Annotated in this window: 28 protein-coding genes; all 28 read right to left on the bottom strand. The window is 66.5% G+C overall.

Annotated features, from left to right (window positions below):
• Nucleotides 1-20: 20 nt before the first annotated feature.
• Nucleotides 21-578, bottom strand: coding sequence for an adenylate kinase (locus ACZDYF_RS03295; protein WP_191791642.1), 558 nt, complete (start codon nt 576-578; stop codon nt 21-23).
• 59 nt (nt 579-637) lie between these two features.
• Nucleotides 638-1,933 carry a preprotein translocase subunit SecY gene (secY, locus tag ACZDYF_RS03290; protein WP_191791521.1) on the bottom strand — a complete coding sequence of 432 codons (1,296 nt, stop codon included), beginning with the start codon at nt 1,931-1,933 and terminating at the stop codon, nt 638-640.
• Nucleotides 1,934-2,164: 231 nt separating this feature from the next.
• On the bottom strand, nt 2,165-2,737 hold the full coding sequence (rplO, locus tag ACZDYF_RS03285) for a 50S ribosomal protein L15 (protein WP_138825543.1): 573 nt from the start codon (nt 2,735-2,737) through the stop codon (nt 2,165-2,167).
• Between the two features lie 2 nt (nt 2,738-2,739).
• Complete coding sequence (gene rpmD / locus ACZDYF_RS03280) at nt 2,740-2,922, bottom strand: 50S ribosomal protein L30 (RefSeq protein WP_030151924.1); 183 nt, start codon at nt 2,920-2,922, stop codon at nt 2,740-2,742.
• Nucleotides 2,922-3,578, bottom strand: coding sequence for a 30S ribosomal protein S5 (gene rpsE / locus ACZDYF_RS03275; RefSeq protein WP_191791525.1), 657 nt, complete (start codon nt 3,576-3,578; stop codon nt 2,922-2,924). Before rpsE ends, rpmD begins: the two co-directional genes overlap by 1 nt.
• Nucleotides 3,579-3,630: 52 nt before the next feature.
• A complete protein-coding gene (rplR, locus tag ACZDYF_RS03270) occupies nt 3,631-4,002 on the bottom strand; it encodes a 50S ribosomal protein L18 (RefSeq protein ID WP_030151926.1) in 372 nt (123 codons plus the stop codon).
• A 2-nt stretch (nt 4,003-4,004) separates the two neighbouring features.
• Nucleotides 4,005-4,541, bottom strand: coding sequence for a 50S ribosomal protein L6 (gene rplF / locus ACZDYF_RS03265; RefSeq protein ID WP_030151927.1), 537 nt, complete (start codon nt 4,539-4,541; stop codon nt 4,005-4,007).
• A 20-nt stretch (nt 4,542-4,561) separates the two neighbouring features.
• Nucleotides 4,562-4,960 carry a 30S ribosomal protein S8 gene (rpsH, locus tag ACZDYF_RS03260; RefSeq protein ID WP_030151928.1) on the bottom strand — a complete coding sequence of 133 codons (399 nt, stop codon included), beginning with the start codon at nt 4,958-4,960 and terminating at the stop codon, nt 4,562-4,564.
• A gap of 76 nt (nt 4,961-5,036) precedes the next feature.
• Nucleotides 5,037-5,222 carry a type Z 30S ribosomal protein S14 gene (locus ACZDYF_RS03255; protein WP_012867931.1) on the bottom strand — a complete coding sequence of 62 codons (186 nt, stop codon included), beginning with the start codon at nt 5,220-5,222 and terminating at the stop codon, nt 5,037-5,039.
• Between the two features lies 1 nt (nt 5,223).
• The gene (gene rplE / locus ACZDYF_RS03250) at nt 5,224-5,793 is read right to left on the bottom strand and encodes a 50S ribosomal protein L5 (protein ID WP_030151929.1); all 570 of its coding nucleotides are present in this window, start codon (nt 5,791-5,793) and stop codon (nt 5,224-5,226) included.
• Nucleotides 5,793-6,134, bottom strand: coding sequence for a 50S ribosomal protein L24 (gene rplX, locus ACZDYF_RS03245; protein ID WP_191791527.1), 342 nt, complete (start codon nt 6,132-6,134; stop codon nt 5,793-5,795). The genes rplE and rplX overlap by 1 nt, the downstream gene beginning before the upstream one ends.
• A 2-nt stretch (nt 6,135-6,136) precedes the next feature.
• On the bottom strand, nt 6,137-6,505 hold the full coding sequence (gene rplN / locus ACZDYF_RS03240; protein WP_021480431.1) for a 50S ribosomal protein L14: 369 nt from the start codon (nt 6,503-6,505) through the stop codon (nt 6,137-6,139).
• A gap of 203 nt (nt 6,506-6,708) precedes the next feature.
• The gene (gene rpsQ / locus ACZDYF_RS03235; protein ID WP_030151931.1) at nt 6,709-7,011 is read right to left on the bottom strand and encodes a 30S ribosomal protein S17; all 303 of its coding nucleotides are present in this window, start codon (nt 7,009-7,011) and stop codon (nt 6,709-6,711) included.
• Between the two features lie 7 nt (nt 7,012-7,018).
• Nucleotides 7,019-7,258 (bottom strand): 50S ribosomal protein L29, encoded by a 240-nt coding sequence (rpmC, locus tag ACZDYF_RS03230; RefSeq protein ID WP_030151932.1) that lies wholly within the window; start codon nt 7,256-7,258, stop codon nt 7,019-7,021.
• Nucleotides 7,258-7,677: a 50S ribosomal protein L16 gene (rplP, locus tag ACZDYF_RS03225; RefSeq protein ID WP_030151933.1), complete on the bottom strand. Its 420-nt coding sequence runs from the start codon at nt 7,675-7,677 to the stop codon at nt 7,258-7,260. Before rplP ends, rpmC begins: the two co-directional genes overlap by 1 nt.
• Nucleotides 7,678-7,679: 2 nt before the next feature.
• Complete coding sequence (rpsC, locus tag ACZDYF_RS03220) at nt 7,680-8,522, bottom strand: 30S ribosomal protein S3 (RefSeq protein ID WP_030151934.1); 843 nt, start codon at nt 8,520-8,522, stop codon at nt 7,680-7,682.
• Complete coding sequence (gene rplV / locus ACZDYF_RS03215) at nt 8,522-8,893, bottom strand: 50S ribosomal protein L22 (protein ID WP_030151935.1); 372 nt, start codon at nt 8,891-8,893, stop codon at nt 8,522-8,524. Before rplV ends, rpsC begins: the two co-directional genes overlap by 1 nt.
• A 70-nt stretch (nt 8,894-8,963) precedes the next feature.
• The gene (gene rpsS / locus ACZDYF_RS03210) at nt 8,964-9,245 is read right to left on the bottom strand and encodes a 30S ribosomal protein S19 (RefSeq protein WP_012867940.1); all 282 of its coding nucleotides are present in this window, start codon (nt 9,243-9,245) and stop codon (nt 8,964-8,966) included.
• 14 nt (nt 9,246-9,259) lie between these two features.
• Nucleotides 9,260-10,096 carry a 50S ribosomal protein L2 gene (gene rplB / locus ACZDYF_RS03205; RefSeq protein ID WP_056653766.1) on the bottom strand — a complete coding sequence of 279 codons (837 nt, stop codon included), beginning with the start codon at nt 10,094-10,096 and terminating at the stop codon, nt 9,260-9,262.
• Between the two features lie 33 nt (nt 10,097-10,129).
• Nucleotides 10,130-10,432 (bottom strand): 50S ribosomal protein L23, encoded by a 303-nt coding sequence (gene rplW / locus ACZDYF_RS03200; RefSeq protein WP_030151937.1) that lies wholly within the window; start codon nt 10,430-10,432, stop codon nt 10,130-10,132.
• Nucleotides 10,429-11,130 carry a 50S ribosomal protein L4 gene (gene rplD / locus ACZDYF_RS03195; protein ID WP_191791528.1) on the bottom strand — a complete coding sequence of 234 codons (702 nt, stop codon included), beginning with the start codon at nt 11,128-11,130 and terminating at the stop codon, nt 10,429-10,431. Before rplD ends, rplW begins: the two co-directional genes overlap by 4 nt.
• Before the next feature lie 5 nt (nt 11,131-11,135).
• On the bottom strand, nt 11,136-11,798 hold the full coding sequence (rplC, locus tag ACZDYF_RS03190) for a 50S ribosomal protein L3 (protein WP_191791530.1): 663 nt from the start codon (nt 11,796-11,798) through the stop codon (nt 11,136-11,138).
• Between the two features lie 14 nt (nt 11,799-11,812).
• Nucleotides 11,813-12,121, bottom strand: coding sequence for a 30S ribosomal protein S10 (gene rpsJ / locus ACZDYF_RS03185; RefSeq protein ID WP_012867945.1), 309 nt, complete (start codon nt 12,119-12,121; stop codon nt 11,813-11,815).
• A 1,093-nt stretch (nt 12,122-13,214) separates the two neighbouring features.
• Nucleotides 13,215-14,405, bottom strand: coding sequence for an elongation factor Tu (gene tuf, locus ACZDYF_RS03180; protein WP_030151940.1), 1,191 nt, complete (start codon nt 14,403-14,405; stop codon nt 13,215-13,217).
• A 118-nt stretch (nt 14,406-14,523) separates the two neighbouring features.
• Nucleotides 14,524-16,629, bottom strand: a complete 2,106-nt coding sequence (fusA, locus tag ACZDYF_RS03175; RefSeq protein WP_191791532.1) for an elongation factor G — start codon at nt 16,627-16,629, stop codon at nt 14,524-14,526.
• 106 nt (nt 16,630-16,735) lie between these two features.
• Nucleotides 16,736-17,206 carry a 30S ribosomal protein S7 gene (gene rpsG / locus ACZDYF_RS03170; RefSeq protein WP_030151942.1) on the bottom strand — a complete coding sequence of 157 codons (471 nt, stop codon included), beginning with the start codon at nt 17,204-17,206 and terminating at the stop codon, nt 16,736-16,738.
• Nucleotides 17,206-17,580, bottom strand: coding sequence for a 30S ribosomal protein S12 (gene rpsL, locus ACZDYF_RS03165; RefSeq protein WP_030151943.1), 375 nt, complete (start codon nt 17,578-17,580; stop codon nt 17,206-17,208). Before rpsL ends, rpsG begins: the two co-directional genes overlap by 1 nt.
• Before the next feature lie 391 nt (nt 17,581-17,971).
• Nucleotides 17,972-21,841 (bottom strand): DNA-directed RNA polymerase subunit beta', encoded by a 3,870-nt coding sequence (locus ACZDYF_RS03160; RefSeq protein WP_191791534.1) that lies wholly within the window; start codon nt 21,839-21,841, stop codon nt 17,972-17,974.
• Between the last annotated feature and the right edge of the window lie 76 nt (nt 21,842-21,917).

The following is a 21,917-nucleotide window of genomic DNA, read 5'->3' as shown; positions in this document are numbered from 1 at the left end:
GCGTTCCTACCGTCCCCGGGTCAGCCGACGAGAGGCGCGAGCGCCTCGACGAGACGCGCGGTCACGTCGTCGATCTCACCGATGCCGTCGACCTGGGCCAGCAGGCCCCGCTCGGCGTAGGCGGACGTGAGCGGAGCGGTCTGCTCGGCGTAGATGTCGAGACGGCGGGCGATCGCCTCCTCGGTGTCGTCCTCGCGCCCCTCGATCTCCGCGCGCTTGCGCAGGCGGGCGAGGAGCTCGTCACGGTCCGCGGTGAGCTCGAGGACGGCGTCCAGCTCGACGCCGAGGTCTGCGAGGATCCCGTCGAGCTCGACGACCTGGGCCGCGTTGCGCGGGTAGCCGTCGAGGATGAAGCCGCGCGCGACGTCGTCCTGCGCGAGGCGGTCACGGACCATGTCGTTCGTCACCGAGTCGGGGACGAGCTCGCCCTTGGCCGTGTACTCCTGCACCAGCTTGCCCAGCTCGGTGCCGCCCTTGATGTTCGCACGGAAGATGTCGCCCGTGGAGATCGCCGGGATGCCGTAGTGCTCCGCCAGACGAGCCGCCTGGGTGCCCTTGCCGGCGCCCTGGGGACCCATGATGATCAGGCGAGCGGAGCCCGTGCTGGAGCGCGGAGCGTCGGAGGTCAACTCTGAGGTCAACGGAGGAACCCTTCGTAGTGACGCTGCTGCAGCTGCGAGTCGATCTGCTTGACCGTCTCGAGGCCGACGCCCACCACGATGAGGATCGAGCTACCACCGAACGGGATGTTGGTGCTCACCCCCAGCAGGACCAGGACGAGCGTCGGGATCAGCGCAACGAGCGCGAGGTAGATGGCACCCGCCGAGGTGATGCGGGTGATGACGTAGTCGAGGTACTCGGCAGTGGGGCGACCGGCCCGGATGCCCGGGATGAAGCCGCCGTACTTCTTCATGTTGTCCGCGACCTCGTCCGGGTTGAACGTGATGGCCGTGTAGAAGAAGCAGAAGAAGACGATGAGCACCACGTAGATCGAGATGTGGATCGGCGAGGCCGGGTCCGCGAGGTACTTCGTGACCCACTGGACCCACCCTGCCGTCGTGTCGCCGAACTGGGCGATGAGGCCGGGGACCGCGAGCAGCGACGACGCGAAGATGACCGGGATGACGCCGGACATGTTGATCTTGATCGGGATGTAGGTGCTCGAGCCGCCGTACATCTTGCGTCCGACCATGCGCTTCGCGTACTGGACCGGCACACGGCGCTGGGACTGCTCGACGAAGACCACCAGGCCGATGACCAGGACGATGACCGCGATCATGATCGTGAAGTTGATCGCACCGTTCGAGCCGCCCGCGATGGACCACAGAGCGACCGGGAAGCTGGCGGCGATCGACGTGAAGATGAGGAGCGACATGCCGTTGCCGACACCGCGCTCGGAGATGAGCTCGCCGAGCCACATGATGAGGCCGGTACCCGCGGTCATGGTGATCACCATGATCGCCGACGTCAGGAAGCTGTTGTCGGGGATCACGGGGACGGGGCAGCCAGGGAAGAGCAGGCCGCTGCGGGCCGTCGTGATGACGGTCGTGGACTGCAGGATGGCGAGGGCGATCGTCAGGTAGCGCGTGTACTGCGTGAGCTTCGCGGTGCCGGACTGGCCCTCCTTGTGCAGCGCCTCGAAGTGAGGGATGACCACGCGGAGCAGCTGCACGATGATGCTCGCGGTGATGTACGGCATGATGCCGAGCGCGAAGATCGAGAGCTGGAGCAGGGCGCCACCGCTGAACAGGTTCACCATGCCCAGGAGGTTGTTCTGGCCCTGGGTGTCGATGCACTGCTGGACGTTGGCGTAGTCCACACCAGGGGTCGGGATGAACGAGCCCACACGGAAGATCGCCATGATCGCGATCGTGAACAGCAGCTTGCGCCGCAGGTCAGGTGTCCGGAAAGCCCGGGCGAATGCGCTGAGCACCTATCCTCCTGGCCCGCCGAGGCGGGATGTCGTGTCGCCGGTTGGTCGGCGAGATGTGACGCACCCGGCACGGGACGCCATGGGGCACCTTAGCCGCTGCGCCGCGATGGACGGCAAATTGAGACAACCGGCGATGATTCTACGTTCCCCCGAGCAGCGGCGGCACCGGCAGCCACCCCCAGACGCAGACAGGGCCGACAGCGCATCGCGCTATCGGCCCTGTCCTACGTGTCAGTCCTCCGAGACGGAGCCACCGGCCGCAAGGATCTTGTCCTTGGCGGAAGCCGAGAACGCGTCGACCGCGACCTCGAGCTTGACGGTGACCTCACCCGTGCCGAGCACCTTGACGAGCTCGCCCTTGCGGACGGCTCCCTTGGCGACGAGGTCCTCGACGGTGACGGAGCCACCCTCGGGGTACAGCGCGGAGAGCTTGTCCAGGTTCACGACCTGGTACTCCGTGCGGAACGGGTTCTTGAAGCCACGAAGCTTGGGCAGACGCATGTGCAGCGGCATCTGTCCACCTTCGAAGCGCTCCGGCACCTGGTAACGGGCCTTCTGGCCCTTGGTACCACGGCCGGCCGTCTTACCCTTCGACGCCTCACCACGACCCACGCGGGTCTTGGCCTTCTTGGCGCCGGGGGCGGGACGGAGGTGGTGGACCTTGAGGGTGCCACCAGCGCCGACGGTCTGCTGCGCCTCGGCCTTGGGGGCCTCGGTCGCAGCAGCCTTCTTGGCAGGAGCCTTCTTCTTCGGAGCGTCGGTCGAAGCCTCGACCGCGGTCTCCTTCTTGGCCTTCTCAGCCATGATCACTCGACCTCCTCAACGGCGACGAGGTGCGCCACCGTTGCGACCATGCCGCGGATCTCCGGGCGGTCCTCCTTCACGGCGGTGTCGCCGATCCGCTTGAGGCCCAGAGTGCGCAGCGTGTCGCGCTGATTCTGCTTGCCGCCGATGGCGGACTTCGTCTGGGTCACCTTGAGTCGAGCCATCACGCACCTACCCCAGCTGCGCGTGCACGAAGGAGCGCGGCCGGAGCCACGGCCTCGAGCGGCAGGCCACGACGCGCTGCAACAGCCTCAGGCTGCTCCAGGTTGCGCAGTGCCTCGACCGTCGCGTGCACGATGTTGATCGCGTTGGACGAACCGAGCGACTTGCTCAGGACGTCGTGGATGCCCGCGCACTCCAGCACGGCGCGCACCGGACCACCGGCGATGACACCGGTACCCGGGGCTGCCGGACGCAGGAAGACGACACCGGCGGCTGCCTCACCCTGGATGGGGTGAGGGATGGTGCCCTGGATGCGGGGAACCTTGAAGAAGTTCTTCTTGGCCTCCTCGACACCCTTGGCGATCGCCGCGGGGACTTCCTTCGCCTTGCCGTAGCCGACGCCGACGGTTCCGTCGCCATCGCCCACCACGACGAGCGCGGTGAAGCTGAAGCGGCGGCCACCCTTGACGACCTTGGACACGCGGTTGATGGTGACGACGCGCTCGACGAAGGCGTTCTTCTCGGCGGCGTCACCACGGCGACCGTCACCACGGCGACCGTCGCGACGATCGCCGCCGCGGCCTCCGGAGTTGCGGTCGGTCGACTCGTTGGCGGCACCCGTAGGGGCGCCGGTGTTGCTGCGCTGCCCTGCAGCCATCAGAGAATCCTTTGCTTCCGTACCGTGTACACGGTGGTGGTTTCGGCCATCATCACAGGGACAGACCGCCTTCGCGGGCCCCGTCGGCGACTGCAGCCACCCGGCCGTGGTACTTGTTGCCACCGCGGTCGAAGACGACCGAGTCGACACCAGCGGCCTTGGCACGCTCGGCGACGAGCTCGCCGACCTTGCGGGCCTTCGCGCTCTTGTCGCCGTCGAACGACCGCAGGTCGCCCTCGATGGTCGATGCGGAAGCAACGGTCTGGCCGATCGTGTCGTCCACGATCTGCGCCGTGATGTGGCGCGCAGAACGCGTCACGACGAGGCGGGGACGCGCGGCCGTGCCGGCGATCTTCTTGCGCAGGCGGAGGTGGCGACGCTTGCGCGAAACTGCCTTGCCCTTGCCGAGAACCTTGAGAGCCATCGTTACTTACCAGCCTTTCCGACCTTGCGGCGGACGACCTCGCCGGCGTAACGCACACCCTTGCCCTTGTACGGCTCGGGCTTGCGGATCTTGCGGATGTTCGCAGCGACCTCGCCGACCTGCTGCTTGTCGATGCCCGAGACCGAGAACTTGGTCGGGGACTCGACAGCGAAGGTGATGCCGGCCGGTGCGGAGATCACGACGGGGTGGCTGAAACCGAGAGCGAACTCCAGGTCAGTGCCCTTCGCGGTCACGCGGTAACCGGTACCGACGATCTCGAGCTTCTTCTCGTAGCCCTGGGTGACACCGGTCACCAGGTTCGCGAGAAGGGTGCGGGTCAGGCCGTGCAGAGCGCGCGATGCACGCTCGTCGTTCGGGCGCGTCACCACGAGGGTGTCAGCGTCCTGGGAGACCTCGATGGGGGCGGGGATGGTGTGCTCCAGGGACCCCTTCGGGCCCTTGACCGTCACCAGCGCGCCGCTGATCGTGACATCCACTCCGGCGGGAACCGGAACGGGGATCTTGCCGATACGAGACATGGCGTATCTCTCCTTTCCGATTACCAGACGTAGGCGAGGACTTCTCCGCCCACGCCCTTCTTGGCTGCCTGACGGTCGGTCAGGAGGCCGGAGGACGTGGACAGGATCGCCACGCCGAGGCCACCGAGAACCTTGGGCAGGTTGGTCGACTTCGCGTACACACGCAGACCGGGCTTCGACACGCGGCGCACACCGGCAAGGGAGCGCTCACGGTTCGGGCCGAACTTCAGCTGGATCGTGAGGTACTTGCCCACGGGCGCGTCCTCGACGGTCCAGCCGGAGATGTAGCCCTCGGCCTGCAGGATTTCAGCAATGTGCGACTTCAGCTTCGAGAACGGCATCTGAACCGTCTCGTGGTAAGCCGAGTTCGCGTTACGCAGACGGGTCAGCATGTCTGCGATCGGGTCGGTCATCGTCATTGGGCTTCAGCCCTTCCTCGCCGGGGTATCTGGCCGGCTCCCCGAGGGGAACCGTGCCAGACCTGCGACGTAGTTGTTACCAGCTGCTCTTGGTGACGCCGGGAAGCTCGCCACGGTGTGCCATCTCGCGGACGCAGATACGGCACAGGCCGAACTTGCGGTACACGGAGTGCGGGCGACCGCACTTCTGGCAGCGAGTGTAGGCACGGACCGCGAACTTAGGCTTTGCGGCTGCCTTGTTGACCAGGGCCTTCTTCGCCATGTCAGTTCTCCTTGAAGGGGAAGCCGAGACGGCGCAGCAGGGAGCGGCCCTCGTCGTCGGTCGTCGCCGTCGTCACGATCGTGATGTCCATACCGCGGACGCGATCGATCTTGTCCTGGTCGATCTCGTGGAACATCGACTGCTCCGTGAGACCGAAGGTGTAGTTGCCGTGGCCGTCGAACTGCTTGGCCGAGAGTCCGCGGAAGTCGCGGATACGGGGCAGAGCGATGGACAGCAGGCGGTCGAGGAACTCCCACATGCGGTCGCCGCGCAGCGTGACGTGCGCGCCGATCGGCATGCCCTCACGCAGCTTGAACTGAGCGATGGACTTGCGGGCCTTGGTGACCTGCGGCTTCTGGCCGGTGATGGCCGAGAGGTCGCGGATGGCACCCTCGATGAGCTTCGAGTCCTTGGCCGCGTCGCCGACACCCATGTTGACGACGATCTTCGTCAGTCGTGCAACCTGGTTGACGTTCTCGTGGCCGAACTCCTCGAGGAGGCCGGCGACGATCTCGTCGCGGTAGCGCTGCTTGAGACGCGCGATCTCAGGGGCTTGCAGTTCAGTGCTCATCAGATGTCCTTACCGGAACGCTTGGCGACGCGCACGCGAACCTTGCGCGTACGGCCGTCACGCTCGACCTCTTCGGTGCGGTACCCGACGCGGGTGCCCTTCTTGGTCTCCGGGTCGACGACCATCACGTTGCTCACGTGGATCGGCGCCTCGACGACCTCGATGCCACCGGTACGCGTCCCACGCTGGGACTGACCCACCTTGGTGTGCTTCGTGACGCGGTTGATGCCCTCGACGATCACGCGGTCGGAGTCCGTGAGGACCTCGAGCACGCGACCCTGCTGGGTGCGGTCCTTGCCAGAGATGACGACCACCAGGTCGCCCTTCTTGATCTTCGCCATGTTCAGAGCACCTCCGGAGCCAGCGAGATGATCTTCATGAACCGCTTGTCACGCAGCTCGCGGCCCACGGGACCGAAGATGCGCGTACCACGGGGCTCGCCGTCGTTCTTGAGGATCACGGCCGCGTTCTCGTCAAACTTGATGTAGGAACCGTCCGGACGACGGCGCTCCTTGGCGGTGCGTACGACGACCGCCTTGACGACGTCGCCCTTCTTCACGTTGCCACCGGGGATAGCGTCCTTGACGGTTGCGACGATGACGTCGCCGATTCCGGCGTAGCGACGGCCCGAACCGCCGAGAACACGGATGCAGAGAATCTCCTTGGCACCCGTGTTGTCGGCGACGCGAAGTCGCGACTCCTGCTGGATCATGTAGTGAACTCCTGTCGTCGAGCCGGTTCTCGCAGAGCGAGCCTTGCCGAACGGATAGCTGTCAGTGCCGGGTCCCTCGCGGGTGAACCGGCCAGGTGCGGCGGGGTCTCGCCGCCCTGTCTACTGGTTGCCGCACCGTGGTGCGGCCGAGACCGGTCGTGACGGGCGGGACCCCGCCCGTCACGACCTGGTAGGCACAGGGCCTACTTGGCCTTCTCGAGGATCTCCACCAGGCGCCACCGCTTGGTCGCGGACAGCGGGCGGGTCTCCATGATAAGGACGAGGTCTCCGACACCAGCAGCGTTCTGCTCGTCGTGGACCTTGACCTTGCTCGTGCGTCGGATGACCTTGCCGTAGAGCGGGTGCTTGACCCGGTCCTCGACCTCGATCACGACCGTCTTGTCCATCTTGTCGCTCACCACGTAGCCGCGCCGCGTCTTGCGGTTGGCGCGCTGCTCAGCGGCCGTCTCGGTCACCGGTGCGGCGTTCGTTGCGTTCTCGCTCATTCCAGCCTCACTCACTCACGCTCGGTGCGGTACGGATACCGAGCTCGCGCTCGCGGAGGATCGTGTAGATCCGCGCGATGTCGCGGCGCACGGCCTTCAGGCGACCGTGGCTCTCCAGCTGGCCGGTGGCCGACTGGAAGCGGAGGTTGAAAAGCTCCTCCTTGGCCTTCTTCAGCTCGGCGACGAGCTTCTCGTCGTCGAACGTGTCAAGCTCGCTCGAAGCCAGTTCCTTGGTTCCGATAGCCATCAGTTGCCACCACCCTCGCGCACCACGAAACGGCACTTCATCGGGAGCTTGTGGATCGCGCGGCGCATGGCCTCGCGAGCCAGGGGCTCCGGGACACCGGCCAGCTCGAAGACGATGCGGCCGGGCTTGACGTTGGCGATCCACCACTCGGGCGAACCCTTACCAGAACCCATGCGGGTCTCCGCCGGCTTCTTGGTCAGCGGGCGGTCCGGGTAGATGTTGATCCAGACCTTTCCGCCTCGCTTGATGTGGCGGGTCATCGCGATACGAGCAGCCTCGATCTGGCGGTTCGTGACGTACGCAGGCTCGAGAGCCTGGATGCCGAACTCGCCGAACGCGATCTGGTTGCCACCCTTCGAGGCGCCGGAGCGCGAGGGGTGGTGCTGCTTACGGTGCTTCAGCCTGCGCGGGATCAGCATGCTCAGGCCTCCGTTCCGGACTCAGGAGCCTTCTCGGCGACAGGTGCCTCCGCCCCTGCAGCTGCAGGTGCCTCGGACTGTGCCGGACGCTCGTTGCGACGGCCGGCGCCACGACGGTCTCCGCCACGGTCAGGACGGTCGCCACCGCGGGGGCCACCACGGCCCTGGCGGGGAGCGGCGGTCGCCTGCTGCGCAGCGAACTCCTTCTCGGTCATGTCGCCCTTGTAGATCCACACCTTGACGCCGATACGGCCGAAGGTGGTGCGGGCCTCGAAGAAGCCGTAGTCGATGTTCGCGCGGAGCGTGTGCAGCGGCACACGGCCTTCGCGGTAGAACTCCGAACGGCTCATCTCGGCGCCACCGAGGCGGCCCGAGCACTGGACACGGATGCCCTTGGCCCCGGCGCGCTGCGCGGACTGCATGCCCTTGCGCATCGCACGGCGGAAGGACACACGGCTCGCAAGCTGCTCGGCGATCCCCTGGGCCACGAGCTGAGCATCGATCTCAGCGTTCTTGACCTCGAGGATGTTGAGCTGGACCTGCTTGCCCGTGAGCTTCTCGAGCTCGCCGCGGATGCGGTCTGCCTCTGCGCCACGGCGGCCGATGACGATGCCCGGGCGTGCCGTGTGGATGTCCACACGCACACGGTCACGGGTGCGCTCGATCTCGACCTTGGAGATGCCGGCACGCTCGAGGCCGGTGGCCATGAGCTTGCGGATCTGCACGTCCTCGCGGACGTAGTCGCGGTACCGCTGTCCGGGCTTGGTGCTGTCGGCGAACCACCGCGACCGGTGGTCGGTGGTGATGCCGAGGCGGTACCCGTGCGGGTGAACCTTCTGTCCCACTATCGGGCCCTTCCCTTCGTGTCTTCGCGCGGAACGAGAACCACGGTGATGTGGCTCGTCCGCTTGAGGATCTGGCTCGCGCGCCCCTGAGCGCGAGGCCGGAACCGCTTGAGGGTCGGGCCCTCGTCCACGAACGCCTGGGCAACGACGAGCTCCTGCTCGTCGAATGCCACGCTCGCGCGGTCGGCCTTCACCCGTGCGTTCGCGATCGCGCTCTCCACGACCTTGCGGATCGGCTCACTCGCGGCCTGCGGTGCGAACTTCAGCACCGCGACGGCCTCGGTGGCCTGCTTGCCACGGATGAGGTCCACGACGCGCCGGGCCTTCTGGGGCGTGACACGGACGAACCGCGCCTGCGCCTTGGCTTCCATTGCTGTCCTGCCTTCTTGTCTCGTCATGACGTTCGGAGTCGTCGTCTCGTGATCTGCGTCTGCACGCAGATCAGCGACGACGGCCCTTCTTGTCGTCCTTCACGTGGCCGCGGAAGGTCCGGGTGGGTGCGAACTCGCCGAGCTTGTGGCCAACCATCGACTCGGTGACGAACACCGGAGTGTGCTTGCGCCCGTCGTGCACGGCAAAAGTGTGACCGAGGAAGTCGGGCGTGATGACCGACCGACGGGACCAGGTCTTGATGACGTTCTTGGTCCCCTTCTCGTTCTGGACGTCCACCTTCTTCTGAAGGTGTCCATCCACGAAGGGGCCCTTCTTCAGGCTGCGTGGCATCTGTCAGGCTCCTATCAGCGCTTCTTGCCGGTACGGCGACGACGCACGATCAGCTTGTCGCTCGGCTTGTTGGGACGGCGGGTACGACCTTCGGCCTGGCCCCAGGGGCTGACCGGGTGACGTCCACCGGAGGTCTTACCTTCACCACCACCGTGAGGGTGGTCGATCGGGTTCATGGCGACACCACGGACGGAGGGGCGCTTGCCCTTCCAACGCATACGGCCGGCCTTGCCCCAGTTGATGTTCGACTGCTCGGCGTTGCCCACCTCGCCGACCGTCGCGCGGCAGCGCAGGTCGACGTTGCGGATCTCACCGGAAGGCATACGCAGCTGGGCGTAGGGGCCGTCCTTGGCGACGAGCTGCACGGAGGCACCAGCCGAACGGGCGATCTTCGCGCCACCACCGGGCTTGAGCTCGATGGCGTGGATGACCGTACCGGTCGGGATGTTGCGCAACGGCAGGTTGTTGCCGGGCTTGATGTCAGCGCCGGCGCCGTTCTCGATGACGTCGCCCTGCTTCAGCTTGTTCGGCGCGATGATGTAGCGCTTCTCGCCGTCCGCGTAGTGCAGGAGCGCGATGCGTGCCGTGCGGTTGGGGTCGTACTCGATGTGAGCGACCTTCGCGGGCACGCCGTCCTTGTCGTGGCGACGGAAGTCGATGACGCGGTATGCGCGCTTGTGGCCACCACCCTTGTGACGGGTGGTGATGCGACCGGTGCTGTTGCGGCCACCGCTCTTGGTGAGCGGACGGACCAGCGACTTCTCCGGCTGCGAGCGCGTGATCTCGACGAAGTCGGCAACGCTCGAGCCGCGGCGGCCGGGCGTCGTCGGCTTGTACTTACGGATTCCCATGGGGATCTGTCCTCAATCTGCTCTCGTCCGGCCTCAGCCGACCGGCCCGCCGAAGATGTCGATCGTGCCCTCGCGGAGGGTGACGATCGCACGCTTGGTGTCCTTGCGCTTGCCCAGTCCGAAACGCGTCCGCCGGGTCTTGCCCTTGCGGTTGATCGTGTTCACGGAGGCAACCTTGACCGAGAAGATCTGCTCGACGGCAATCTTGATCTCGGTCTTGTTGGCCCGCGGGTCCACGAGGAAGGTGTACTTACCCTCGTCGAGGAGCCCGTAGCTCTTCTCGGAGACCACCGGCGCGAGCAGGATGTCGCGGGGGTCCTTCGTCACGGCGGTCACTTCGCGGCCTCCTCGGCCTCGTCAGCTGCTTCCGACTCGGACGCGACGGCCTTGACCGAAGAGCCCGTGGCGGGTCCGGCGAGGAACGCAGCGAGTGCGCCCTCGGTGAAGACCACGTCGTCGGAGACGAGCACGTCGTAGGTGTTCAGCTGGTCAGCGACCAGGAGGTGCACCTGCTCCGCGTTGCGGAGGGACTTGCTCGTCAGCTCGTCGCCACGCTCCAGCACCACGAGCACGTGCTTGCGGGGAGAGAGGTTGGCGAGCGAGTTGATCGCGGCCTTGGTCGACGGCTGGCCGTCGATCCCGAAACCGGTCACGACGTGGACACGGCCGGCACGAGCCCGGTCGGACAGGGCGCCGCGCAGGGCAGCAGCCTTCATCTTCTTGGGGGTGCGCTGGCTGTAGTCGCGCGGCGTCGGGCCGTGAACGACCCCACCGCCGGCGAACTGAGGAGCACGGGTCGAACCCTGACGGGCGCGGCCGGTGCCCTTCTGCTTGTACGGCTTGCGTCCACCACCGCGGACCTCGCCGCGGCTCTTGGTGTCGTGCGTGCCCTGACGGGCTGCAGCGAGCTGCGCGACGACAACCTGGTGGATCAGCGGGACGTTCGTCTGGACGTCGAACACCTCGGCGGGAAGGTCGGCGGTGCCGGCCTTCTTGCCCGTGGCGTCGAGGACGTCAACAGTGAGAGCTGCCATGAGTGTCATGCTCCCTTCACGGCGCTACGCACGAGGACGACGCCGCCCTTGGGGCCGGGCACTGCGCCCTTGACGAGCAGCAGACCCTTCTCTGCGTCGACCGCGTGGACGGTCAGGTTCTGCGTGGTCTGACGGTCGAAGCCCATCCGACCGGCCATGCGCACGCCCTTGAAGACTCGCGACGGGGTCGAGGCCCCACCGATCGAACCAGGCTTGCGGTGGTTGCGGTGCGCACCGTGGGAGGCACCCACGCCGTGGAAGCCGTGACGCTTCATGACACCGGCGGTGCCCTTGCCCTTGGTGGTGCCCACGACGTCGACCTTCGCGCCGGCCTCGAAGGCCTCCGCGGTGATCTCCTGGCCGAGGGTGTACTCACCGGCATCGGTGGTGCGGATCTCGGTCACGTGACGGCGCGGCGTGACGCCGGCCTTCTCGAAGTGGCCCTTGAGGGGCTTCGTGACCTTGCGCGGGTCGATCTGGCCTGCGGCCAGCTGGACCGCGGCGTAACCGTCGGTGTCCGCGGTGCGGACCTGGGTCACGACGTTCGTGCCCACGGCGACGACCGTGACGGGGACCAGGCGGCCTGCCTCGTCCCAGAGCTGGGTCATGCCGAGCTTCGTGCCGAGCACGGCCGTGACGGGCCGCTCGTTCTGCTGGGGCGTAGTCATGTTGTCCTCCCGCCTCAGAGCTTGATCTCGATGTTCACGTCCGCAGGCAGGTCGAGACGCATGAGCGAGTCGACGGCCTTCGGCGTGGGATCGATGATGTCGATAAGCCGCTTGTGCGTGCGCATCTCGAAGTGCTCGCGGCTGTCCTTGTACTTGTGAGGCGACCGGATGACGCAGAAGACGTTCTTCTCCGTCGGCAGCGGCACCGGGCCCACGACCGTCGCACCAGCGCGGGTGACAGTGTCGACGATCTTGCGCGCCGAGCTGTCAATCACCTCGTGGTCGTAGGACTTGAGCCGGATGCGGATCTTCTGTCCCGCCATGGCGTCGTCTGACTCTCTCTCTCGAACCGCTAGCTGTCCGACCCCCGCGCTCGGGCGTGTCGCCTATCGCGACCTACCGAGCGCACGCACCGAGAACGGTGCAGGGCCGTTGGATATGTGAACCGCTGACACATCGGGCCAGCTTCTGGCGCCCGACGGCGTCACAGCCGTTCACAACGTTGTCGAGCCTGTGCAGAACCTGAGCTCCGCGGGGTCCTCGATCTGTGTCGACAGAGAGTTCAACCCGCGGCAACCTCGGAACACCGAGGTCCGCATGCTTAGCGGTTCAACACACTGTTCGACACATGAAAGAGCGCACCCGTAACAGGCAACCTGAACAGTCTGCCACAGGAAACCGTGGAAGACCAATCGTCGTGCACGAGACATCGACCACCGGGGCCGACCTCGTGCGACGACCGACGTGCTCACGCGTCGAGCGGGCACGTCGTCCATCCAGGGTAACCTCCCCGGGCGCTCTCGCCGAACTGTGTGACCAGGCGCACCGTCCTCGGACGACCACCGCATCGCACGGCGCGGCGTGCTGCCGCGGCCGGTACGTCCCTGACCAGCAAAGATGCTGCGCGGGTGCTTCCGGGCGGGGCACCACCCCGACGACACATCTCGCCGATCCGGATCCTCGGATCGGTCACGCACCGCCTGCACGACCCTTCGGACCGACCGGTGATCGAGCCGACGACCGTTCGGGGGGACCGCGCGCCTCTCCCCTCCCCCCGGGACGCACACCGGCGGCGGCGCCGCCACTGGCGCCACCGCCCACTGGCACCACCGCCCACTGGCGCCACCGCCCACCGGCACCACCGGGAGCTGCGAGCCGCGCGACGTTCCGTGCGGGTCGACGTGCGCCCCGCTGGCGCTGCGGTGCGGTCGCGGCCCCGGCAGCCGGCGCACCCTTGGCGGGCCCTCCCGTCGCCTGCCCTGGCCTCGCGCAGTCGCCGGCAGCCCGCTCCCCCAACCTCCCCTGGGTACGCCGAAGGGCCCGGGTACCTTGCGGTACCCGGGCCCTTCGGTCAATCCTTCCCGGAAACCCCGAGCGCGAGGCTCAGGAGCCGGGGTGGATCAGGAGATCAGAAGATCACTTGATGATCTTCGTGACACGGCCCGATCCGACCGTACGGCCGCCCTCACGGATGGCGAAGCCGAGGCCCTCCTCCATGGCGATCGGCTGGATCAGCTCGACCGTCATCTCGGTGTTGTCGCCGGGCATGACCATCTCGGTGCCCTCGGGCAGCGTGATGACGCCGGTGACGTCCGTGGTGCGGAAGTAGAACTGCGGGCGGTAGTTCGAGAAGAACGGGTTGTGACGCCCACCCTCGTCCTTGCCCAGGATGTAGACCTGAGCCTCGAAGTCGGTGTGCGGGGTGATCGAACCCGGCTTGACGACGACCTGGCCGCGCTCGACGTCCTCGCGCTTGATGCCGCGGAGCAGCAGACCGGTGTTGTCGCCGGCCTGAGCCTCGTCCATCTGCTTGTGGAACGTCTCGATACCCGTGACCGTGGTCTTCTGCGGGTTGCGGATGCCGACGATCTCGACCTCGGAGTTGACCGCGAGGGTGCCGCGCTCGACCTTGCCGGTGACGACGGTTCCACGACCGGTGATCGTGAAGACGTCCTCGACGGGCATGAGGAAGGGCTTGTCGAGCTCACGGACGGGCTCGGGGACGTTCTCGTCCACGGCCTCCATGAGCGCCTCGACGGACTTGACCCACTCGGGGTCGCCCTCGAGAGCCTTCAGACCGGAGACGCGGACCACGGGGGCCTCGTCACCGTCGAAGCCCTGCGAGGAGAGGAGCTCGCGCACCTCCATCTCGACGAGCTCGAGGATTTCCTCGTCCTCGACCATGTCGGACTTGTTCAGCGCGACCAGCAGGTAGGGGACACCCACCTGGCGGGCGAGCAGAACGTGCTCACGCGTCTGAGCCATCGGGCCGTCGGTGGCGGCGACCACGAGGATCGCGCCGTCCATCTGAGCAGCACCGGTGATCATGTTCTTGATGTAGTCGGCGTGACCGGGAGCGTCGACGTGAGCGTAGTGACGCTTGTCCGTCTCGTACTCGATGTGCGCGATGTTGATCGTGATACCGCGCTGCTTCTCTTCCGGCGCCTTGTCGATCTCGTCGAACTTGAACTCGGGGTTCACGTCCGGGAACTTGTCGTGCAGCACCTTCGAGATCGCTGCCGTCAGCGTCGTCTTACCGTGGTCGACGTGACCGATCGTTCCGACGTTGACGTGCGGCTTGGTCCGCTCGAACTTGGCCTTCGCCACTGGGGTCCTCCTGGGACTTGGGTAGTTGTGCCGAACGATGCAGATGCACAAGACATCTGCGGGGCGTGCGGGTCGCTACAGGTTGATGGTTGTTACAGGGTCTTCGACCTGTGGGGACTCACTCGCCCCGGGTCTTCTTGATGATCTCTTCGGCAACGTTCCGAGGAACCTCGGCGTAGCTGTCGAATGACATCGAGTACACAGCGCGACCCTGGGTCTTCGACCGCAGGTCACCGATGTACCCGAACATCTCGGACAACGGTACTTGAGCACGGACGACCTTGACACCCGTCGCGTCCTCCATGGACTGGATCATGCCGCGACGAGAGTTGAGGTCGCCGATCACGTCGCCCATGTACTCCTCGGGCGTACGCACCTCGACCGCCATGACCGGCTCCAGCAGAACCGGGTCCGCCCGCTTGACGCCCTCCTTGAGGACCATCGAGCCGGCAATCTTGAACGCCATCTCCGAAGAGTCGACATCATGGTACGCGCCGTCGATGAGCGTAGCCTTCACGCCCACGAGCGGGAAGCCGGCGAGGACGCCCAGCTGGAGGGCGGCCTGGATACCGGCGTCGACCGACGGGATGTACTCACGCGGGATGCGACCACCGGTGACGGCGTTCTTGAACTCGTAGAGCTCGCCGCCCTCGGTCAGGTCGAGAGGCTCGAAGGTGACCTGCACCTTGGCGAACTGACCCGAACCACCGGTCTGCTTCTTGTGCGTGTAGTCGATCTTCTCCGCGGTACGGCGGATGGTCTCGCGGTACGCGACCTGCGGCTTGCCGACGTTGGCCTCGACGTTGAACTCGCGACGCATGCGGTCGACGAGGATGTCGAGGTGGAGCTCGCCCATACCGCCGATGACGGTCTGGCCAGTCTCCTCGTCGAGCTTGACGCGGAAGGTCGGGTCCTCCTCGGCGAGCTTCTGGATGGCGACCGAGAGCTTCTCCTGGTCGGCCTTCGTCTTGGGCTCGATGGCCACGTCGATGACGGGCTCCGGGAAGGTCATCGACTCGAGGACCACCGGGTTCGCGATGTCACACAGGGTGTCACCGGTCGTGGTGTCCTTGAGGCCGATGAACGCGTAGATGTGCCCGGCGCTGCCGAGCTCGACCGCGTTCTCCTTGTTGGAGTGCATCTGGAAGATCTTGCCCAGACGCTCCTTCTTGCCCTTGGTCGCGTTGAGCACCTGGGTGCCCGGCGTGACCTGGCCGGAGTAGACGCGGACGTACGTCAGCTTGCCGAAGAACGGGTGCGAGGCGACCTTGAACGCGAGGGCCGAGAACGGCTCCGTGGCGTCGGGGTGGCGCTCGACGATCTTCTCCTCGTCCTTGACGTCGTGGCCGTTGATGGCCGGGACGTCGAGGGGCGACGGCAGGTAGTCGATGACTGCGTCGAGCATGGGCTGGACGCCCTTGTTCTTAAACGCGGAGCCGCAGAGCACCGGGAAGGCCTCGCCCGAGACGGTGAGCTTGCGGATCGCGGACTTGATCTCCGCGAGCGTGAGCTCTTCGCCGTTGAGGTACTTCTCGAGGAGCTCCTCGTCGGCCTCGGCGACGTTCTCGATGAGGTCGGCACGGTACTGCTGCGCCTTCTCCAGGAGGTCCGCGGGGATCTCCTCGATCTCGTACGCCTCGCCCATCTTCGTCTCGCCGCGCCACACGAGTGCGCGCATCTCGAGCAGGTCGACGACGCCCGTGAAGTCGCTCTCGGAGCCGATCGGCAGCTGGATGACCAGCGGCTTGGCCTTGAGGCGGTTCACGATGGTGTCGACCGTGAAGTAGAAGTCCGCGCCGAGCTTGTCCATCTTGTTGACGAAGCAGATGCGCGGGACGTTGTACTTGTCGGCCTGGCGCCAGACGGTCTCGGACTGGGGCTCGACGCCCTCCTTGCCGTCGAAGACAGCGACAGCGCCGTCGAGCACACGCAGGGAGCGCTCGACCTCGACCGTGAAGTCCACGTGGCCAGGGGTGTCGATGATGTTGATCTGGTTCTTGTTCCAGAAGCAGGTCACGGCGGCAGACGTGATCGTGATGCCGCGCTCCTTCTCCTGCTCCATCCAGTCGGTCGTCGATGCGCCGTCGTGCGTCTCACCGATCTTGTAGTTCACCCCGGTGTAGAACAGGATGCGCTCGGTGGTCGTGGTCTTACCGGCATCGATGTGGGCCATGATGCCGATGTTGCGGACCTTGTTCAGGTCGGTCAGCACGTCAAGTGCCACGGGTACTTCCCCTTTGTGTGGGTTGAGTCGGGGGCGCTGCTTCTACCGAAGCCGGCCGGACCCGCCGACGGCCCCGGGGGTGAACCCCCAGGGCCGGTCGGGCGGACTACCAGCGGTAGTGCGCGAAGGCCTTGTTGGACTCGGCCATCTTGTGCATGTCCTCACGACGCTTGACCGCGGCACCGAGGCCGTTGCTCGCGTCGAGGATCTCGTTCATGAGGCGCTCGGTCATGGTCTTCTCGCGACGAGCGCGCGAGTAGTCCGTGAGCCAGCGCAGCGCGAGCGTCGTGGAACGCGTGGGGCGCACCTCGACGGGGACCTGGTAGGTCGCGCCACCGACACGGCGCGAACGGACCTCGAGGGCCGGGCGCACGTTCTCGAGCGCACGCTTGAGGACGACGACGGGGTCACCGTCGGTCTTCGCGCGGACACCCTCGAGGGCACCGTAGACGATCGCCTCGGCGGTCGACTTCTTGCCGTCCAGGAGGACCTTGTTGATGAGCTGGGTGACGACCGGGGAACCGTAGACAGGGTCGACGATGAGCGGCCGCTTCGGGGCGGGGCCCTTACGAGGCATTAGCTCTTCTCCTTCTTGGCACCGTAACGGCTGCGAGCCTGCTTGCGGTTCTTGACGCCCTGGGTGTCGAGTGCGCCACGGACGATCTTGTAGCGGACACCGGGGAGGTCCTTCACACGACCGCCGCGGACGAGCACGATGGAGTGCTCCTGGAGGTTGTGGCCGACACCGGGGATGTACGCGGTGACCTCGATCTGGGACGAGAGCTTCACGCGTGCGACCTTGCGCAGTGCGGAGTTCGGCTTCTTGGGGGTGGTGGTGTACACACGCGTGCACACACCACGCCGCTGCGGGGAACCCTTGAGGGCGGGAGTCTTGGACTTCCCTGCCTTCGAGGTCCGCCCCTTGCGGACGAGCTGCTGGATCGTAGGCACTACGTCTCCGTGTCTTCTCGAGCTGGACCGGGGTGATCCCCGGCGGTGGTCTCAACGGGCTGTGGGCGCCGACGGCAAACGGCACCTGCGACGCAGAGCGTCGCAATCGCCACGTACCACCGGCTCGATGGTCCGGGCTGGGCTCGCGAACGATCCGAGGATCGTCCGAAGAGCTCAGTCACCGGAATGCTCGCGCACTCACATCGGCACGCTGGAAACGACACAGCGTGCACGACGGCGCGGGCACGGTCTACTACGTTACCTGCCACGTGGCAGGTAGTCAAAGAGACAGGGGGTGATCCCGGCGCGTCCTGCGCGCTGGGACCACCCCCTGTGCTACTCGGCTCGTCGTGGCCCGACGACGCAGGGTCGCAGGGCCACGACGCCGGGATCAGCGGTAGTCGCCGAAGTCCAGGTCCTCGAGCGGGATCGCCTCGCCGGAGCCCATGCCGAGCCCCTGGAAGTCGATCTCGTCGTAGCCGAAGCTCGGGTAGAGCTCCGTCTTGGCCTGCTCGGTGGGCTCGACCTCGACGTTGCGGTAGCGGGGCAGGCCCGTACCGGCCGGGATGAGCTTACCGAGGATGACGTTCTCCTTGAGGCCGAGGAGCGGGTCACGACGACCGCTCATCGCCGCCTCGGTGAGGACGCGCGTGGTCTCCTGGAAGGAGGCCGCCGACAGCCACGAGTCGGTCGCGAGCGACGCCTTCGTGATGCCCATCAGCTCGGGACGGCCGGAGGCCGGCTGGCCCCCCTCCGACACCGCGCGACGGTTGGCGTCCTCGAAACGCCCACGCTCGGCGAGCTCGCCCGGGAGGAGCTGCGAGTCGCCCGAGTCCAGCACGGTCACGCGACGCAGCATCTGCCGCACGATGACCTCGATGTGCTTGTCGTGGATGTCCACGCCCTGGGAGCGGTAGACCTCCTGGACCTCGTCCACCAGGTGCTTCTGGGTGGCGCGAGGGCCGAGGATGCGCAGGACCTTCTTCGGGTCGACGGCGCCCTGGACCAGCTGGGTGCCGACCTCGACGTGGTCGCCGTCGCTGACGAGGAGGCGCGAACGCTTCGTCACCGGGTAGGCGAGCTCCTCGGAGCCGTCGTCGGGGGTCAGGACGATGCGGCGCGTGCGCTCCGCCTCGTCGATCGTGATGCGACCCGAGAACTCCGCGATGGGGCCCTCACCCTTCGGGGTACGTGCCTCGAAGAGCTCGGTCACACGGGGCAGACCCTGCGTGATGTCGTCCGCGGAGGCCACACCACCGGTGTGGAAGGTACGCATCGTCAGCTGCGTGCCGGGCTCACCGATCGACTGGGCCGCGATGATGCCGACGGCCTCGCCGATGTCGACGAGCTTGCCGGTGGCCAGCGAGCGGCCGTAGCACTTGGCGCACGTGCCGACGCGGGACTCGCAGGTCAGGACCGAGCGGACCTTGACCGTGTCGATCCCGGCCGCGAGCAGGGCGTCGATGACCAGGTCACCGGCGTCGTCCCCCGCCTTGGCGATGACGTGGCCGTCCGCGTCCTCCACGTCGGAGGCGAGGGTGCGCGAGTAGATGCTCGTCTCGACCTTGTCGTGACGGACCAGACGGTCGCCGATCTTCTCGCCCACGGGCAGCGTCAGGCCGCGCTCGGTGCCGCAGTCCTCCTCGCGGACGATGACGTCCTGCGACACGTCGACCAGACGACGGGTCAGGTAGCCCGAGTCGGCGGTGCGCAGTGCGGTGTCGGCGAGGCCCTTGCGGGCACCGTGCGTCGCGATGAAGTACTCGAGGACCGAGAGGCCCTCGCGGTAGTTGGACTTGATCGGGCGAGGGATGATCTCACCCTTCGGGTTCGCCACGAGGCCGCGCATACCGGCGATCTGACGGACCTGCATCCAGTTACCACGAGCACCCGAGCCGACCATCGTGTAGACGGTGTTGCGCTCGGGGAAGCTCGCACGCATCGCGGTCGCGACCTTGTCGGTGGCCTGCGTCCAGATCTCGATGAGCTCCTGGCGACGCTCGTCGTCGGTGATCAGACCGCGGTCGTACTCCTGCTGCACCTTCAGGGCACGAGCCTCGTGCTCCTCCAGGATCGCCGCCTTGGCCGCGGGGGTCGCGACGTCGGAGATGGCGATGGTGACACCCGAACGGGTGGCCCAGCGGAAACCGGCCTCCTTGAGAGCGTCGAGCGAGGCAGCGACCTCGACCTTGGGGTAGGTCTCGGCGAGCTCGTTGACGATCGTCGAGAGCTTCTTCTTGTCGACGATGCCGTTCACGTAGCCGTAGCTGACCGGCAGCGTCTCGTTGAAGAGCGCGCGGCCGAGCGTCGTGGCGAAGACGAACGGCTCCCCCGGGACGAAGCCCTCGGGGGCCTCACCCTCGGCGAAGACCAGCCCGTCCATGCGGATGCTGACCTCGGCGTTCAGGTCCAGCGAGCCGGCGTCGAAGGCCATGATGGCCTCGGCGACCGAGCTGAACGCCCGCCCCGCACCCTTGGCATCCTTCTTGTCGTTCGTCAGGTGGTACAGACCGATGATCATGTCCTGCGAGGGCATGGTGACCGGACGGCCGTCCGACGGCTTCAGGATGTTGTTGCTCGAGAGCATGAGGATGCGTGCCTCGGCCTGGGCCTCGGCCGACAGCGGCAGGTGCACGGCCATCTGGTCACCGTCGAAGTCCGCGTTGAACGCGGCGCACACGAGCGGGTGCAGGTGGATGGCCTTGCCCTCGACCAGCTGGGGCTCAAAGGCCTGGATGCCGAGACGGTGCAGCGTCGGTGCACGGTTGAGCAGCACGGGGTGCTCGGTGATGACCTCTTCGAGGACGTCCCACACGACCGGGCGAGCACGCTCGACCATGCGCTTGGCGCTCTTGATGTTCTGCGCGTGGTTGAGGTCCACGAGGCGCTTCATCACGAACGGCTTGAAGAGCTCGAGGGCCATCTGCTTGGGCAGACCGCACTGGTGCAGCTTGAGCTGCGGGCCGACCACGATGACCGAACGGCCCGAGTAGTCGACACGCTTGCCGAGCAGGTTCTGACGGAAACGACCCTGCTTGCCCTTGAGCATGTCGGAGATCGACTTCAGCGGACGGTTGCCGGGGCCCGTGACCGGGCGACCACGACGGCCGTTGTCGAAGAGCGAGTCCACAGCTTCCTGCAGCATGCGCTTCTCGTTGTTGACGATGATCTCCGGGGCGCCCAGGTCGAGAAGACGCTTGAGGCGGTTGTTCCGGTTGATCACGCGGCGGTACAGGTCGTTCAGGTCCGAGGTCGCGAAGCGGCCACCGTCGAGCTGCACCATGGGGCGCAGGTCCGGCGGGATGACCGGGACGGCGTCCAGCACCATGCCCGTGGGCGAGTTGGTGGTGGTCAGGAACGCGTTGACGACCTTGAGGCGCTTGAGCGCACGGGTCTTCTTCTGGCCCTTGCCGCTGCGGATGATCTCGCGCAGGAGCTCGGCCTCGGCGACCAGGTCGAAGTCCTGGAGACGCTTCTGGATCGCCGCGGCGCCCATCGAGCCCTCGAAGTAGTTGCCGTAGCGGTCCTGGAGGGCGCGGTAGAGCATCTCGTCGCCCTCGAGGTCGGCGACCTTGAGGTTCTTGAAGCGGTCCCAGACCTGGTCCAGGCGGTCGAGCTCGGCGTCGGACCGCTTGCGGATCGCCGCCATCTCACGCTCGGCCGAGTCGCGGACCTTGCGGCGGGCGTCGGCGCGAGCGCCTTCGGCCTCGAGCGCGGCCAGGTCGGCCTCGAGCTTCTGGGCACGGGTGTTGATGTCGTTGTCGCGACGGTCCGTGATCTCCTTCTTCTCCAGGTCGATCTCGTTCTGGAGGTTGGGGAGGTCTTCCTGACGGCCCTCGACGTCGACCGACGTGATCATGTAGGCGGCGAAGTAGATGACCTTCTCGAGGTCCTTCGGTGCCAGGTCGAGGAGGTAACCGAGGCGGGAGGGCACACCCTTGAAGAACCAGATGTGCGTGACAGGGGCGGCGAGCTCGATGTGGCCCATGCGCTCACGGCGCACCTTCGAGCGCGTCACCTCGACGCCGCAGCGCTCGCAGATGATGCCCTTGAAGCGCACGCGCTTGTACTTGCCGCAGTAGCACTCCCAGTCCCGGGTGGGGCCGAAGATCTTCTCGCAGAAGAGTCCGTCCTTCTCGGGCTTGAGGGTGCGGTAGTTGATGGTCTCAGGCTTCTTGACCTCGCCGTGAGACCAGTCACGGATGTCGTCTGCCGTGGCCAGTCCGATACGCAGCTCGTCGAAGACATTGACGTCGAGCAAGGTGGTCCTACTTCCTTCGTCTGCCGGCCTGTCCGGGGTTCGTCCCGGCCGGCGCGGTGGAGGTGCTACAGAGTGT

Source organism: Oerskovia sp. PE-21s (genome assembly GCF_056158145.1).
Note: the sequence above shows the minus strand (reverse complement) of the source record. Positions and strands in the feature narration are given on the sequence as shown.